At 41.3% G+C, this 15,173-nt stretch carries 14 protein-coding genes; 7 read left to right on the forward strand and 7 right to left on the reverse strand.

Going from position 1 to position 15,173, the window contains the following annotated elements; all coding sequences use genetic code 11:
- Positions 1-61: 61 nt before the first annotated feature.
- The 6 genes from ctaD (at position 62) to I6N90_RS20500 (ending at position 6,136) form a co-directional block, all read left to right on the forward strand.
- On the forward strand, positions 62-1,909 hold the full coding sequence (gene ctaD / locus I6N90_RS20475) for a cytochrome c oxidase subunit I (protein WP_197937592.1): 1,848 nt from the start codon (positions 62-64) through the stop codon (positions 1,907-1,909).
- Entirely contained in the window at positions 1,906-2,523 is a 618-nt protein-coding gene (locus I6N90_RS20480) for a cytochrome (ubi)quinol oxidase subunit III (RefSeq protein ID WP_197937509.1), read from the forward strand. Before ctaD ends, I6N90_RS20480 begins: the two co-directional genes overlap by 4 nt.
- Positions 2,524-2,526: 3 nt before the next feature.
- The gene (locus I6N90_RS20485; RefSeq protein WP_197937510.1) at positions 2,527-2,844 is read left to right on the forward strand and encodes a cytochrome C oxidase subunit IV family protein; all 318 of its coding nucleotides are present in this window, start codon (positions 2,527-2,529) and stop codon (positions 2,842-2,844) included.
- 107 nt (positions 2,845-2,951) lie between these two features.
- Positions 2,952-3,842 carry a cytochrome c oxidase assembly factor CtaG gene (ctaG, locus tag I6N90_RS20490; protein ID WP_197937511.1) on the forward strand — a complete coding sequence of 297 codons (891 nt, stop codon included), beginning with the start codon at positions 2,952-2,954 and terminating at the stop codon, positions 3,840-3,842.
- Between the two features lie 45 nt (positions 3,843-3,887).
- Positions 3,888-4,349 (forward strand): DUF420 domain-containing protein, encoded by a 462-nt coding sequence (locus tag I6N90_RS20495; RefSeq protein WP_197937512.1) that lies wholly within the window; start codon positions 3,888-3,890, stop codon positions 4,347-4,349.
- A 416-nt stretch (positions 4,350-4,765) separates the two neighbouring features.
- Positions 4,766-6,136 (forward strand): sodium-dependent transporter, encoded by a 1,371-nt coding sequence (locus I6N90_RS20500; protein ID WP_197937513.1) that lies wholly within the window; start codon positions 4,766-4,768, stop codon positions 6,134-6,136.
- Positions 6,137-6,246: 110 nt separating this feature from the next.
- On the opposite strand, the gene I6N90_RS20505 is transcribed toward I6N90_RS20500, so the two are convergent.
- The 7 genes from I6N90_RS20505 to I6N90_RS20535 all read right to left on the reverse strand — a co-directional run bounded on the left by I6N90_RS20505 (position 6,247) and on the right by I6N90_RS20535 (position 14,123).
- The gene (locus I6N90_RS20505) at positions 6,247-8,289 is read right to left on the reverse strand and encodes a DUF4838 domain-containing protein (RefSeq protein ID WP_232243191.1); all 2,043 of its coding nucleotides are present in this window, start codon (positions 8,287-8,289) and stop codon (positions 6,247-6,249) included.
- A gap of 1 nt (position 8,290) precedes the next feature.
- On the reverse strand, positions 8,291-9,361 hold the full coding sequence (locus tag I6N90_RS20510) for an ABC transporter substrate-binding protein (RefSeq protein WP_197937515.1): 1,071 nt from the start codon (positions 9,359-9,361) through the stop codon (positions 8,291-8,293).
- Positions 9,362-9,383: 22 nt separating this feature from the next.
- Positions 9,384-10,223 (reverse strand): ABC transporter ATP-binding protein, encoded by an 840-nt coding sequence (locus I6N90_RS20515; RefSeq protein ID WP_197937516.1) that lies wholly within the window; start codon positions 10,221-10,223, stop codon positions 9,384-9,386.
- Positions 10,199-10,945 (reverse strand): ABC transporter permease, encoded by a 747-nt coding sequence (locus I6N90_RS20520; RefSeq protein ID WP_197937517.1) that lies wholly within the window; start codon positions 10,943-10,945, stop codon positions 10,199-10,201. Before I6N90_RS20520 ends, I6N90_RS20515 begins: the two co-directional genes overlap by 25 nt.
- Positions 10,942-12,450 (reverse strand): sulfatase family protein, encoded by a 1,509-nt coding sequence (locus tag I6N90_RS20525; protein WP_197937518.1) that lies wholly within the window; start codon positions 12,448-12,450, stop codon positions 10,942-10,944. The genes I6N90_RS20520 and I6N90_RS20525 overlap by 4 nt, the downstream gene beginning before the upstream one ends.
- A 133-nt stretch (positions 12,451-12,583) precedes the next feature.
- The gene (locus tag I6N90_RS20530) at positions 12,584-13,435 is read right to left on the reverse strand and encodes an AraC family transcriptional regulator (protein WP_197937519.1); all 852 of its coding nucleotides are present in this window, start codon (positions 13,433-13,435) and stop codon (positions 12,584-12,586) included.
- Positions 13,436-13,628: 193 nt separating this feature from the next.
- Positions 13,629-14,123, reverse strand: a complete 495-nt coding sequence (locus I6N90_RS20535) for a DUF6022 family protein (RefSeq protein ID WP_197937520.1) — start codon at positions 14,121-14,123, stop codon at positions 13,629-13,631.
- A 160-nt stretch (positions 14,124-14,283) separates the two neighbouring features.
- On the opposite strand from I6N90_RS20535, the gene I6N90_RS20540 reads away from it, so the two are divergent.
- A complete protein-coding gene (locus I6N90_RS20540; protein ID WP_197937521.1) occupies positions 14,284-14,988 on the forward strand; it encodes a MerR family DNA-binding transcriptional regulator in 705 nt (234 codons plus the stop codon).
- The last annotated feature ends 185 nt before the right edge of the window (positions 14,989-15,173 follow it).

Here is a 15,173-nt window from a genome sequence, read left to right on the forward strand (position 1 = left end):
GGTACCTACATTGGCTCATGCACATGCACACACGCATGAGGTCAAACGTTACAGCGGCATAATGGACTGGCTGACTACGGTTGACCACAAAAAGATTGGCATATTGTATTTGATAGCTGGAGGATTTTTCTTCCTAGTAGGCGGTCTAGAAGCAATTCTAATCCGTATACAGCTTTGGAAGCCACAAAATACTTTCGTCTCAGCAGATACATATAATGAATTGCTTACAATGCACGGAACTACAATGATATTTTTGGCAGCGATGCCATTATTGTTTGCTTTAATGAACGCTGTCGTGCCGCTCCAAATCGGTGCACGTGACGTTGCTTTCCCTTTCGTTAACTCATTAGGTTTCTGGACATTCCTATTCGGTGGTATTCTATTGAATATTAGCTGGCTTACTGGAGCAGTTCCAGATGCAGGTTGGACGTCTTATGCACCTCTGGCCGGTACAACCTATAGCGGGGATCATGGAGTCGATTATTATGTGTTAGGTCTCCAGATAGCTGGTATAGGTACACTAATCGGGGGTATCAACTTCCTAGTAACAATCATTAACATGCGCGCACCAGGTATGACTTTCATGCGTATGCCATTGTTTACATGGACTGCTTTCATCACTTCTGCGCTTATCCTTTTCGCATTCCCTGCTCTTGCGGTAGGACTTGCTGCTTTGATGTTTGACCGTTTGTTTGATGCAAACTTCTTTGATCCTTCTGGTGGCGGTAACGCCGTACTGTGGGAGCATATTTTCTGGATATTCGGGCATCCTGAGGTGTATATCCTCATCTTGCCGGCATTCGGTGTTATTTCAGAAGTTATTAGTACATTCTCAAGAAAACGTCTATTCGGATACAGCTCGATGGTATTTGCAACGATTCTAATCGGTTTCTTAGGCTTCATGGTGTGGGCGCATCACATGTTCACAGTAGGTCTAGGACCGGTAGCGAATGCATTGTTCTCAATCGCAACGATGTTGATTGCGGTACCAACAGGTATCAAAATCTTTAACTGGTTGTTTACAATGTGGGGCGGTTCCATTAAATTCTCGTCCGCAAACTTGTACGCTGTAGGTTTTGTTCCGACATTCGTAATGGGTGGAGTAACAGGAGTTATGCTTGCAGCAGCACCAGCCGATTACCAATATCACGATACTTATTTCGTAGTAGCGCATTTCCACTACGTAATCGTAGGTGGCTTGGTACTAGGAATATTCTCTGGTCTACATTACTGGTGGCCAAAAATGTTTGGTCGCGTACTAAATGAAACACTTGGTAAACTAACATTCTGGATGTTCTTTATCGGCTTCCACTTAACATTCTTTATTCAACATTTCCTTGGACTATTAGGAATGCCACGTCGTATTTGGCAGTACCTTGACGGTCTTGGTTTTAACGAAATGAACATGATTAGTACTGTTGGTGCTATGATGATGGGTATCGGAACACTTATGTTCTTGCTCAATGTCGTTATTACACAAGTAAAACCAGCTGATGCGCCTAACGACCCTTGGGAAGATGGCCGTACGCTGGAGTGGACGATTCCATCACCTCCACCAGAATATAACTTTGCTCAAACTCCGCTAGTTCGCGGATATGATGCTTATTGGAAAGAAAAACAAGATGGTAACAAAACGATGACGCCTGCTGAACCGATTGGTCCGATTCATATGCCGTCACCATCGATTCTTCCATTCTTTATGGGTCTTGGTTTGTTTATCGCAGGTTTCGGATTTATGTATGCTCCAGATTGGGGTGTGCTTGGACCGATGAAAACAGGTCACTGGATCGGTATACTAGGTCTTGTTATCGTGTTTGGTTGTATGTTCCTTCGTTCCATTAATGATGATCCTGGCTTCCATATTGAAGAGGAAGAAGTTCGTAGAGATTTAAAGGGGGGTAAAGCATGAGTGCACATTCACACTTAGACGGGCAATTGCCTCATGAGCCTGAAAAGGCGACCCTTGAGGGACGCAATAAAGTATTGGGCTTTTGGCTATTCCTTGGCGGAGAGACAGTATTGTTCGGAACGTTGTTTGCAGCGTTCCTAGCACTTCGTGACCAAGTACTTGATGGTCCGACTGAAGATCACTTATTTAACCTTACATTGGTTGCTATCGCAACTGCAATCTTGTTGACATCAAGCTTGACAAGCGTATTCGCGATTCAAGCGATGCATCAACAAAATTTAAAAGCGCTAATTAACTGGCTAATCGTTACTGTCGTTTTAGGAGTTAGTTTCCTTCTTCTTGAGGGTTACGAATTTTGGCACTACGTACATGAAGGACATGGTTTTACAACAAGTGCATTCAGTTCTTCATTCTATACACTTGTTGGATTCCACGGTGCTCACGTATTGTTCGGGGTTTCATGGATCACGCTACTTATTTTCCAATTGAAGAAAAAGGGTTTGACAGTAGTTACAGCACCAAAGGTATATGTTGCTGGTATGTACTGGCACTTTATCGATGTTGTATGGGTATTCATCTTTACAGTCGTGTATTTGATGGGAAAGGTGGTTTAATTTATGGCCAGCAATCAGCCTGCCACAGAACAAAACACCAGACGTCATAAGGTCGAAGGATCTAAGAAACACGTCGTTGCTTTCATTTTCTCCATTTTATTAACGTTTATCGCATTTGCAACTGTAATGAGTGGAGAAATTAACAAAGACTTTATCTACATCATCTTGCTCGGAACTGCTTTCCTACAAGTATTTGTACAGATGGCGTTCTGGATGCATATGAAAGATCGCGGTCATACGTACGCAATCATTGGTATTCTCACTGGCGTGTTTATCGTCTTTACATGTGTAATCATGGCTGAATATTGGGTTTGGTGGTAAGACAGGGATTTTATCGCCATTCGAACGAAGTAGAAGAGGGTCCCGGGTTTGGGTCCCTCTTCTTTTGTAAAAAAGAAGAGTTAGGGTAAGAGAAAGGAGCCTCCACGATGCTAGACTTAAACAAATATTTCTCCTTTGCTGAGCTGTGGACACCAATGTTTCTATTCGCAATGATCGCAGTAATCATAGCGTATTTCTATTTAATTGGACCATGGAGAGAGAAGCACTTCCCGAGTGAGGCTAAAGCTACAGCCAAGCAAAAATGGTTGTTTGTAGGCGGGGTTACGCTCGTTTATTTATCCCATGGTGGTCCATTAAATTTATTAGGACATTTGATGTTTACGTACCACATGGTTAATATGTCGATTTCTTATTTAGTTGTACCACCTATGATTCTTTTAGGATTGCCTGCTTTTGTATGGCGCAAAGTGTTTTCGGCTAACTTCTGGAGGAAGTTCCGTTTTCTCATGAACCCGATTGTTACTCTAATTCTGTTTAATATGCTGTTTTCTTTTTATCATATTCCCGATGTCCATGACTATGTAATGACTAACTTCACTATTCATCGACTTTATTATGTGGTACTGTTTATTACTTCATTCATGATGTGGTGGCAGATCGCATGTCCAGTACCTGAATGGTCAAAATTAGCAGACTTCAAGAAAATGGCATACGTATTTGCTAATGGCGTATTATTGACACCTGCCTGTGGTCTAATTATTTTTGCAGATGTAGGAATGTATGCGACGTACAGTGATCCTCAGGTATGGGCGACAGCAATGGGCTATTGTATGCCAGGTGATACAAGCTATCTTGTAAGTGAATTCGGAGGACCCCAATTTTTTAATAGTATGAGTGTAGTGGGGGACCAACAACTCGGTGGAATAATAATGAAGCTTGTACAGGAACTGATGTACGGCATCATCTTAGTATATATTTTCAAACAATGGTTTAAGCGTGAACATGCTGATGATGTGCCGAATCCGGAAACAGCGTAGACACATGTAATTGAATCATTTATATTGGAGTGCGAGGTGAATCGGATGGATCTTAATACGCTTATGCCAACAGTTAGTACATTTTTTATTGTACTTAGTGCGGTTCTTGTAGCGTTTGGCTGGAGACTAGCAATTAAGCGCAAGCTGGAGCAACATCAGAAGATGATGGTATATGCAGCAATCGCGGCTATTATCTTTTTTATCATCTATGCTTCTCGAACAATTTTTATCGGAAGCACACCATATAACGGTCCAGATGGACTAAAGCCATATTATTTAGTTTTTCTACTGTTCCATATTGTAATGGCTACAGTCGCAGCCGTATTTGGTATTACAACCCTTACATTAGGTTACAAAAAGAAATTTGCAAAACATCGGAAACTTGGACGTGTTACGTCAATCATTTGGTTTTTCACAGCCATTACTGGTGTAGCGGTTTATTCCATTCTTTATGTACTATATCCAGCAGCAGATGCGAAACCGCTGTTTGATGCTATATTCGGATAATGAATGGAAGGAAGGGGCTGTCCTATTAAGTCATTCTCATGGCTTAGGGGATAGCCCCTTTTGTACATATAGGAGAAACATTTTGACCCTAAAGAGGCAATTCACTTTCCAAAACAAATTGTTGAAGTAGTGATACAAATAGCTAGTGTTTTTTAGAACAAAAGGTTGACCTTTAAGAAGTACCGTACTATAATTCCGTTTATCATAATAACTATCGAATGTGCGACGAAAAGAACTTTATTAAGCCGGTTTTCCTGGTAATAGAGAATTAGTGGTTGATGGAAACAGATATCGTTTCCAACTAAGGTGGTACATCGTGTATAGCCGCGTCACTATCGTTAAAGATAGAGATGTGGCTTTTTTGTATTGTACATCATGATCTAGAGGACAGAACACAGCAGATTGGATGGTATCACATGAAAAAAACAGAGCAATGGTCATCGAAGATTGGATTTATTTTATCGGCAGCTGGATCTGCTATTGGAGTAGGCGCAATATGGAAGCTTCCATATGTTACGGGAATGAGTGGGGGAGGCGCATTTTTTCTCCTATTTATATTATTTACGTTGTTTATGGGCTTTCCCTTGTTATTAGCAGAGTTTATTATAGGCAGAAGCACGCAGAAAGAAGCTATTAGTGCTTATCGTAGCTTAGCTCCAAATAGCGGGTGGCATTGGATTGGTAAGCTAGGGGTATTTACTTGTTTCCTTCTATTGTCTTTTTACAGTGTAATTGGCGGTTGGATAGTTATTTACTTTGTAAAAGGGATGTTTGGTGGAATTATTAGCAAGGGAGCAGATTATGGAGCTGTCTTTAACGAGACAATTGCCAATCCGTTTTTAGTTATTGCAGCACAGTTTATATTTTTGGTAATTACAGTATTAGTTGTTGCAAAAGGAATTCAAAATGGTATTGAAAAAGCTAGTAAAGTGATGATGCCGACTTTATTTATACTATTTATTGTGCTCATCATTCGCTCCCTTACGCTCGATAACGCTATTGAAGGTGTTATATTCTTTCTAGAGCCAGATTTTTCAGAAATTACGTCTCAAAGTATCCTGTTTGCGATGGGTCAAGCATTTTTCTCTTTAAGTGTTGGTGTATCGGTTATGGTTACGTATAGTTCCTATTTGTCAAAAAAAGAAAGCTTAATTCAACCGGCTATTTCAATTGTATCCATGAATGTTTTGATAGCGTTATTAGCAGGTTTAGCGATTTTCCCGGCGGTGTTTGCATTAGGTTTAGAACCAGCAGCAGGGCCAGGTTTATTGTTTGTAGTGTTGCCTGCTGTCTTTGATCAAATTATTTTTGGTGAAGCTTTCTTATTAGGCTTTTTAGCATTGTTTTTATTTGCCACATTAACATCAGCATTTTCGATGTTAGAAATCATAGTAGCATCGACATTAAAAGGAAGAGTGGAAAATAGAGCAAAAATAGCGTTCGTTATTGGTGGATTAATATTTGCTGTAGGCGTTCCATCTGCGTTATCTTATAGCGTGTTCGCTGATCTGTTAATCTTCTCTAAAAACATATTTGATTCAGCCGATTATTTAGTAAGCAATATTTTAATGCCGCTTGGTGTGTTTCTTATCTCCATTTTCGTAACCTATAAAATTAAGAAAAGTAAATTACGTGAGGAATTATTGCAGCATTCGCGGTTAGGGTCTACTGCATTTCATATTTGGTTTTTTATAATGAGGTTCATTATTCCTTTAGTCATCATAGTCGTATTTCTTGATGTCACGGGAATATTGAATTGGATAATTAGTGCATTTCATTTGAATTAATGCACCTATTGTACAATTGAAAGCATGAGGGTTCGAGCAGCATTTTAGATGCGATCGAACCCAGCTGTTTTCTATGTTAAGATTACTTATGTTTGATGCACTCTAAGCGTCTAGTTGTTGCGGTATAAATCATAAATCCATAACGTATTGTTCCTAGTGGCATTTCCTTGATAACGGTTTAAGGTCCATAATGATTGCGTAATAATTCCGTTGAACTTATGCGTATCAACCGACGTTTTGGTCGCTAGCTTGGCTTGTTGCAGTTTCACTGGATTGTTTGTCAAACTGTAATAAGTAATTTCCGTATCCGAAATAGCGTAATTAATATTCCATAACAATCGTTGCAGTATAAAAGCGCTTGAAGAATGTAAAGGCGCATTTGCCGCTGCTTGCGTCAATTTTGTTTTTGCTTGAATATAATTTGTTCTTGCTGAAGACACAGCATTTAGATCACCGTAATTTCCTCTAAACCTGTCGAATAGATTACGCCCTGTATTCTCCACGATTACTAAGTAAGCCGAAACGTCTGCTGCTGACGCTTGACCAAAGCGAGCTTTGACGTAATCATCCACAAACAATTGCGTGTTGAGTGTAACATCCCACGATTTCTGAGCAGCAATGAGATGTGTAATTTCAAAGGTTAGCCAGTCACCAGGCTCCGAATAAATTCCTAGGCCGCTAATACCTAAGGATTGATAATAGGGAACCTCTAGCCCGATTAATGTCGGCATAACGATGGGCAAGGAATGGAAACTGTATCTACGGTAATATTCGTAGATTGCCAAGTCGCCTGTGAAGGTGCTGCGCCAATTATTGATTAAGTTTACATAATACGTATTTGCTGGATACGTTGGTCCATAGATTGGTTCGGCATGACTTCGATCAATCGGAGCGAAGTCGATTAGAACCGTTGGATGAAAGGCATAGGCGGGAGAAGGTGGATCAATATGTGATTGATAGGCAATCGCTTCTATGCGAACCCCCGGAAGCTGCGCTTGTACGGCATCATCCAATTTGTTAATAACGGCTGCATAAGCATTTGCTATGCTTCCATATCGTTGTACTGCCGATGGGGGCCATGTGGCGCTATCAGGCGGCCATGCATCAAAGATCCGAATTTCCGGTCGATCGCTCAAGTAGTCCACTACTTCATTTATATAGGCTGTTACTGCTGCATCGTTAGCTACATCAAATACATTGTAACCAGAAACAAACCATTCTGGATGCGCGTTTTTGTACTTGCTTGGCTGAAGAAAGCTGTCGAAGCCATGTCCTCCTGCTTCAAGCACAAGTCCGCGCTTTTTCAGCTCAGGTACAAGTTGTGTTCTCCACGAATCATATTTAACAATGCCCAAATGAATATAATCGGTAGGATATGCTAGGATGTTTAGCTTGTTCTTAGCCATCCAATCCAATAATTGCGGCAAGTTTTCACTTGTGTGGCTCCAGCCTTCTTCTACATATTTCCGTCGATACTTGAGGCTTGGTTCTTCTTTTACATTCAAATCAGCTATAGTAATGGAAGGTAGGGAGGGAACAAATTCGGAATTGCCGTTGTAAGATTCAAAGTTAGGAGCATAGAACTTAACCCCTAAACGTTCTAATAGCTCGTAGGAAGAGTATAGTGTGCCTCGATCATTGGAACCCGCCAGGATGACTTTGCTACCGACAGTCTGAATGGAGAAGGAATCTTCTTTAGCTCCCGTCAGCGCTGTATTGGCTTGCGAGAACCAATCGATTGGTACTGAAACGTCCGTACCTGCTGGAGTTTGCAAATACGTATTTGCCTCTGTACCCGTTACAATGGCAATTCCACTAGAAATGGCGTTTAGTGTTTGCCCAGATGCCGATACCAGTTGCCCTTTACGGATTGGAACCTGGGCCCCTGAAATTTTGCCTGCGTATGATTTCAGCTCCGCGGCAGCAAAGGAAGGAACATCGGGGCCGTTAGCCGACGTAGACCACCAAATGATTACGGCCTCAGAAAGCCCATTCCGAACAAGATAACGATCACCGCTTGTTGCTGTTGTACCTTCAGCCGCACCAACTAAACTAATTGATGTCAGCAGTATAAGACTGCTGAGCATGAGCAGCACAACCTTTTTCGCTTGAATATACATAGCACCTTCACGCTCCCCATCTGTAATCAACAAATTATTTAACTAATTTATTAATTGCGTTATTAAATAGATCGGACACTAGGAATTGCTCAGCTGGTACAACTTCTTTCAGTTTCTCTGATTTTACAAATAAGTGCTGTAAGTTTTCGTACCACTTTTTTGCTGTTCCATCTTGCAAGTAAGCAGCGATTTTCGATGATTCAATCCATTCGATATCTTTTAATTGGCTTCGCAATGAATCTTCCGGCACCTGAGTGAAGGCGGCTGTTAAAGTGATCGTTTCCTCAATGTTTTTCAGCTTATAATCGTTGGATGCGATCCAGGCTTGCAGAAATTGTTCCACTACTTCAGGCTTTTTTTCAAGAAATGTTGGATTTACTACCCAGCTAGCTGGAAACACATATTCCGGGTAAAATTGCTCATTATCGCCAACGACTAGGATGTTGTCTTTACCAACATGTTTTTCAATCTCAGCCGTATAAGGCGACCAAATAGCAACGGCATCTACTTTATTTGCAATAAACGATGAAACAGCGCCAGCAACTTCTAGATTAATGATATTAACGTCAGACGGTTTTAAACCAACTTTCTCTAAACCCAGATTGAGTATCATTTCACCTGAAGTGCCTTTAGGAACACCAACCGTTTTTCCCTTCAAATCCGCCCAGCTCTTAATGCCGGATGATTTGGTTGCAAGGAGCTTGTCACTTTTGCTCAAACTGGCTACGGCAATAATTTTGCCTTTCCCTTGTGCGGCTAAGAAGGTTGCGCCTGGTCCAATATAAGCAATATCAAGCTCACCTGCTGCCATGGCTTGAAATTCAGGAGGGCCACTCAAAAATTTAGTTGGGGTTACTTTAATGCCTGCTTCCTTAAAAAATCCTTTCTCCTCACCAATAACAATGGGAGCAGCTCCATTAATATCGGGAATGTAGCCAACTCTTACTTCGCTTAACTCTTTCGTTTCAGTCTTAGATGTTGCTTTAGTGACAGTTGTATTGCTTGCTGCTTCTTTGGTACTCGTAGTGCAGCCGTTCAACAGGGTTGCCGACATTACGGTGATTACCAACAATGAAGTCCATTTTATTCGTTTATTTTTTTTCATACCGGGTTCACTCTTTCTTTGATTAGTCGTTGTTAGTCTTTTCGTTACCGTAAACCTTTTTCCAAACTTCATTTTTAAGTTGAATAAAGGAGTCTTCGAGTTTGGTTAGCTGATTTCTTGGATAGGGAAGAGTAATATCGATCATTTCCTTGATTTCGCCTGGGTTTGCTTTCATAACAACAACCCTGTTAGCGAGCAGCACCGCTTCCTCCACATCATGGGTAATAAAGAAACAAGTCCTTTTTTCCTTTTCCCAAGTTTGGATCAGATCCTCTTGCAGCTGTGCCCTTGTTTGCGCATCAAGCGCACCAAAGGGTTCATCCAGCAGCAGCACTTTCGGCTCAACCGCATATGCTCTTGCAATAGCGACACGCTGCTTCATCCCGCCAGACAATTCCTTGGGATAGGCGTGCATAAAATCTTTTAGTCCAACCCATTCCACGTATTTCTCTGCTTTAGTCCGTCTCGTTTTTTTGTCTAGTCCTGCTAGTTTAAGACCAAACTCGACATTTTCGATAACGGTCTTCCAAGGGAACAGAGCATACTGTTGGAATACGACTCCTCGTTCCTTACCGGGTCCAATGACGGATTCACCATCCACATAGACAGAACCTGATGTCGCATATTCTAATCCACCAATAACATTAAGCAGCGTCGTTTTGCCGCAACCGCTTGGTCCAACGACACATATAAACTCATTTTCATAAATCGTGAGATTAATATTTTGCAGCGCCACCGTCTCTTTCTTTTCGCCCCTGTACACTTTGCCGAGCTGATCAATGACTATTTTTGCAGGGCGTTTTATTGGCGTAAGCTCAAGCGCTTGCTCTGGCTTTTCTAGTTCCTGCGTACTTCCTGCCATCCCGTCAGCCTTCTTTCCAAATATAATAAGCCACGATCCATCATTAGCCCGATGATTCCGATGAGTAAAATACCTAAAACGACGACATCCATACGGAAGTACAGGCTAGCTTCCATAATCATAGTGCCAAGCCCGCGAGATGCCCCCGTTAACTCAGCAGCAACAAGCGTCGTCCAAGCGCTTGCGAGTCCAAGGCGCATACTGACAAGAATATAGGGGAAGGATGCCGGTACGACGACTTCCAAAAAAATGTGACGATCTTTAGCTCCGAGTACACGTGCTGCTTTGATCATCGTCAAATCCACATTGCATACGCCTTGGAAGATGATAATGACCATTACCAAAAATGACGAAACAAAAATAACGGTAATTTTGGCCTGCTCGCCAACTCCTTGCGCAACGATAACGAGCGGGATGAGCGCAATTGGTGGGATGGTTCGGAAGAACTGAATCCATGGCTCCAAAAGCGCTCGTATCGATTTGTACCAACCCATAAGGAAGGCAACGGGAAGTGCGACTAGCAATCCGAGAGTAAATCCTGCAACAACTCTCCATAAACTTATAGATATGTGTTGCAATAGATACCCCTTTTTCCATTCTGAGATGAATGCTTTGGCGATTGTTAAAGGATCAGTCAATATCGCATTGACGGCAGGAATTGATGAAACAGCAAACCAGAAGAGTAGGCCGATTATGATGGATAGTATGGTGAGCTTCTTCATGCATTTGATATTCGCGGCATCCAGATAGGTTCTTTGCCCATCTCCGCCCAAGCATATTTGAGCAGCAGCCTCGATTTGAGCTCCTCATAATCCTTGTTACCCCACAGGTTGTATCGTTCTTTAGGGTCTTCTTGAAGGTCAAACAATTCGCCATAGGTCTGGTTGTAATAGACGGTCAGCTTATAACGTTCATCCACATACGTTTTGAGATGAATAGAAGTAGGCTCATGACGATTTTCGCAAATAACATGATCTCTAATCCCATTTACTCGTCCGCTCCAAACCTCGTTTTGCCGTACACCCGTCATCGTTCTTGGAATGGGTATACCGGCAAATTCGAGCAGTGTTGGTGCAAAATCTACTAATGATTGAAGTGCTTCTGATGTGTGATCTTCCGGTACATGGCCAGGGTAACGAACAATCATCGGAATACGAATCAAATCCTCGTAATGGAACGGTCCCTTGGCAATCAACCCATGATGCCCATAGAAGTGGCCATGATCAGAAGTGAACACTACAATTGTGTTGTCAGCAAGACCGTTCTGTTCTAATGAATCAAGAATGCGACCTATGTATTTGTCCATAAGGCTTATCATGCCGTAGTAAACGGCGATATCTTTGCGAAGCGCTTGCTCATTATGTACATGCGAGTGCATGCCATGACAGGTAAACCCTGTTTCGTTATAGCTAGAAAAGTCCGCATCTTCCAGTCCAGTCATTATAAAATGTGGCGGATTGGCCTGATGTTCTCCTTCATGTGCCTCAGGAAACGTTATCTGATCCGGGTCATACATATTGTCCCATGGCTCCGGTACGAGATAAGGCGGATGAGGGTCAAAGAAACTTGCCCATAAGAAAAACGGTTCGTCCTTATCGGCATATTGCTCAAGAAATGATGATGTCCGTTCAGCGATCCATGTGTCGTAATGATATTTTTCCGGAATGGCCCATGAATGCTGCTCAGAACCGTCCATTTTGCCTGTCGGCTCCATAAAATAATCACGCCAGTTATGACATCCTTTTTCCTCCATCCATAGCGCATAATGTTGACCTACCAACCATTCATTCGTATGATTTCTCGCCAGTTCAATATGTTGAAAGCCATAATAAGGACCGGTAAAGTTTTGCCAATATTCGAGATCCTGCAAATAGGGGTAAGACTCAATAGATGGATATTGTTCTGTTGTCCCGAGTGGTTGAAAATGTGCTTTTCCGATCAACCCTGTACGATAGCCCGCATTAGAAAAATACCCGCCAATCGTTTCTGCAATTTCGGGGAGCTTCGTGCCAAGCGTCCATGCGCCATGTTGGCTAGGGTATTGCCCAGTTAACAACGATGAGCGTGAAGGGGTGCATGTTGGATTGGGGCAATATGCTCGGTTGAATGTCGTTCCTCGTTTAGCCAGACGATCCAGGTTTGGTGTCTTAATTTCTGGGTTTCGCAAACCAAGAGTACTCCAATGCTGCTGATCGCTCGTAATTAATAAAATATTAGGCCGACTCATAAGTGAACTCCTCATTTCTCATGTAGGAAGGGTTAAATCCCATTAATCCTATTTATTTAGTGAGTTTTAATTCATACGACTATCATAATCGGTTTTCAGCTGTAGCAAAATAACATAGTGTTTGTTTTTTTTATCATTTTGTTGGGTGAAACCTAAAATGTGTTGGCGGCATGCCGTAATAATTGCCAAATGATCTTGAAAACGAGTACACATCTTTATAGCCCAAACTTAGTGATATTTCTGTTACTGTATATTTTTCTACTTGTAGCAGCTCTAGCGCCTTTTTCATCCTAAGCTTGATTAAGTATTGCTGAGGACTAATACCAAGAACACGCTGCAATTCGGTATAGCAATGAGAGCGATGGACACCTGCAAGCGAAACGACATCAGATACCGTTATCCCTTCCATATAGTGGGCATCCATATAATCAATTGCCCTCTGTACCCAGCTTCCGTTATGTTTTGCCAAGTTACTTACTTCGTTTTGCTCAATAAAACAACTTAGTAGTTGGTAGATGCTTGCTTGCAGACGAAGATTGTCGCTACTTTGCCCCCGCATCATACTTTGAATATGATTCATTACCTTTTCAGACTCTAACGTCATGCTCCCCCGCACATAAGGCTTCAACTGTGTAAATCCGATTTTGGCCAAAATAGAGAAAGCTTGGCTTCCGTGAAATGCCAGCCACTTCATACTTAACGGAGCTATATCTGGGTTAACAACCTTGTAACTGTAAGGTATAAGGGGATACAAACAAAACAAATCACCTTCAGACAAAATAACGGATTGCTCATTATGTACAAAAGAAACTTTCCCACTACTAATACAATGAATCGAATAACATTCAATCATACGAGATCCAACAGAATAGTTAGGTTTAGCTAGATTCTTGCCAGTTCGAACAGGCCAAATGCCTCCTTGCTTCTCCATTTCCGACGGTGCGTAATAAATATGTTCGGCATATTCGAGCGGATATTCTTTCATCGTGCATTCCTCTCATTCATAATTAATAATTCACATGTGTTTACTTGGCATTTGGTTACTATCATACGATTTACAATCCTATTCAACAATAGAAAAATTATGAAAGCAAAATTGGCTGGCTCTACAATAGAAAAAGTCACCTGCGTGGTGACTTTTTATGTGAATATATGGATTTAGAATCTGATTGGGCAAGTTAGTTGGACTTCTCTTTAATTTCTCGTATTTTTAAAACAATTTTTTGTTTCTCGAATTCTTGGATGATGTGTATTTGCGGAGCTACAGGAATATCAAATTTGTAGTGTGAATGAGGAAGTTCAGTGAGCAGCGTTCCAATCGGCTGATTTTGACTATTTTTTATTACATTCCAAAAGATTCTAGAGCGGTTATCTTCAGTGCCCCATTTCTCCAACGAGTTGCGGAAGTTAAGACATTTCCCGATAATAAAATCGCCTTCTTCAACTTCTCCTAATGCTTTAAATCCGTTTTTCTCCAATTCCTCGAACAACGGCGGCATAAGCTGATCTAGATAAAGACCGTAAGCTGCATCTTCAATTTCCGCAAAAGCTGTTGTTAGTTCTTCATGCATTTTTTCGTATAACGCGCTCCAAACGCGATCAACATAGCTATTTCCCTTTTCACCAATTGCTTCAATCGTCATGTCAGATGTAAATGAAAGCATCTCTACCATCCAATTCTCCTCCTCTTTTTAACATTCAAAATAATTGTACTACATTGAAGCCAATTGCAAGGTTTTATGTTAATGTGCTATATAATCGTATTTTTTTGTATAAAAGTTTATATATTAGATTTAATGTTTGAAGGAAATCGAATCAGGGGATGTTTTGAAAATGCGACCGATAGATATTGCAAGAAAACTAAACATCAGTACAAGCACATTAAGAAATTATGAAACACAAGGAATTGTTCCACCTACGGAGCGACTGTCTAGCGGTTATCGCATTTATACAGAAGAACATGTTGCTTACTTTGAATGTATACTAGCGATGGCACCAGGGTTTGGAATGGAAGTAACGTCAGAGGTTTTACGGAAACTTCAGGTCAAAGATATTCATTACGCACTTTGGATCGTTAAAGAAAAGGAAGCCCAACTATATGACGCTCAATTGATGGCTAAGAGGGCCATTGAAAGCTTACAATCTCATGAAAATAATAGTGGGGATAAGTCTTTGAATGAAAAGTGGATGACAATTGGTGAAGTCGCAAGGGAGACCGGTATTCCAAGCTCGACTATTCGTCACTGGGAGAAGGTAGGTCTTATTACGCAGTCGCGCGATCCGAAAAACGGATACCGCAAATTTAACAGTTCTCATGTTCGTAAAATGATGCTTATCCTAACATTGCGTTCCTCGGTATACTCGTCTGATTTGGTTAGTCTTAAAGGAGCCATTAAGACTCTAGATCATAACAATATGGAACAGATGAAAGAGATTGCAATTCATTCACTTGAGTATCTGAACAACATGACCAAATTACAATTACGCGGTATGCATTATCTGTACGTTCTTTGCAAAAGGCTGAGCTTGTTGGACTAGCATGCTCGCACGGTCCCATTACTAGCCCTCAATAAAGCGGCAATATACCTAAAGTTAGAAATGGCAGTACAGTGATAACCTCCCTAGAACCGCTATTTCTTTATTTTGCTCATTTCTCATAAAGCGAGCTGTCTCCTGAAGTAAGTAAACTTACTTTAGGGACAGCTTCTTTTTTTATGAAATAT

The organism is Paenibacillus sp. GSMTC-2017 (genome assembly GCF_016019935.1).
In the GTDB taxonomy this organism is placed as follows: Bacteria; Bacillota; Bacilli; order Paenibacillales; family Paenibacillaceae; genus Pristimantibacillus.

What these genes read in the sequence shown, in the direction of transcription:
- ctaD (WP_197937592.1), top strand. Translation starts at nt 62, where the DNA reads ATGGACTGGCTGACTACGGTTGACCACAAAAAGATTGGCATATTGTAT.
- I6N90_RS20480 (WP_197937509.1), top strand. Translation starts at nt 1,906, where the DNA reads ATGAGTGCACATTCACACTTAGACGGGCAATTGCCTCATGAGCCTGAA.
- I6N90_RS20485 (WP_197937510.1), top strand. Translation starts at nt 2,527, where the DNA reads ATGGCCAGCAATCAGCCTGCCACAGAACAAAACACCAGACGTCATAAG.
- ctaG (WP_197937511.1), top strand. Translation starts at nt 2,952, where the DNA reads ATGCTAGACTTAAACAAATATTTCTCCTTTGCTGAGCTGTGGACACCA.
- I6N90_RS20495 (WP_197937512.1), top strand. Translation starts at nt 3,888, where the DNA reads ATGGATCTTAATACGCTTATGCCAACAGTTAGTACATTTTTTATTGTA.
- I6N90_RS20500 (WP_197937513.1), top strand. Translation starts at nt 4,766, where the DNA reads ATGAAAAAAACAGAGCAATGGTCATCGAAGATTGGATTTATTTTATCG.
- I6N90_RS20510 (WP_197937515.1), bottom strand. Translation starts at nt 9,361, where the DNA reads ATGAAAAAAAATAAACGAATAAAATGGACTTCATTGTTGGTAATCACC.
- I6N90_RS20515 (WP_197937516.1), bottom strand. Translation starts at nt 10,223, where the DNA reads ATGGCAGGAAGTACGCAGGAACTAGAAAAGCCAGAGCAAGCGCTTGAG.
- I6N90_RS20520 (WP_197937517.1), bottom strand. Translation starts at nt 10,945, where the DNA reads ATGAAGAAGCTCACCATACTATCCATCATAATCGGCCTACTCTTCTGG.
- I6N90_RS20525 (WP_197937518.1), bottom strand. Translation starts at nt 12,450, where the DNA reads ATGAGTCGGCCTAATATTTTATTAATTACGAGCGATCAGCAGCATTGG.
- I6N90_RS20530 (WP_197937519.1), bottom strand. Translation starts at nt 13,435, where the DNA reads ATGAAAGAATATCCGCTCGAATATGCCGAACATATTTATTACGCACCG.
- I6N90_RS20535 (WP_197937520.1), bottom strand. Translation starts at nt 14,123, where the DNA reads ATGGTAGAGATGCTTTCATTTACATCTGACATGACGATTGAAGCAATT.
- I6N90_RS20540 (WP_197937521.1), top strand. Translation starts at nt 14,284, where the DNA reads ATGCGACCGATAGATATTGCAAGAAAACTAAACATCAGTACAAGCACA.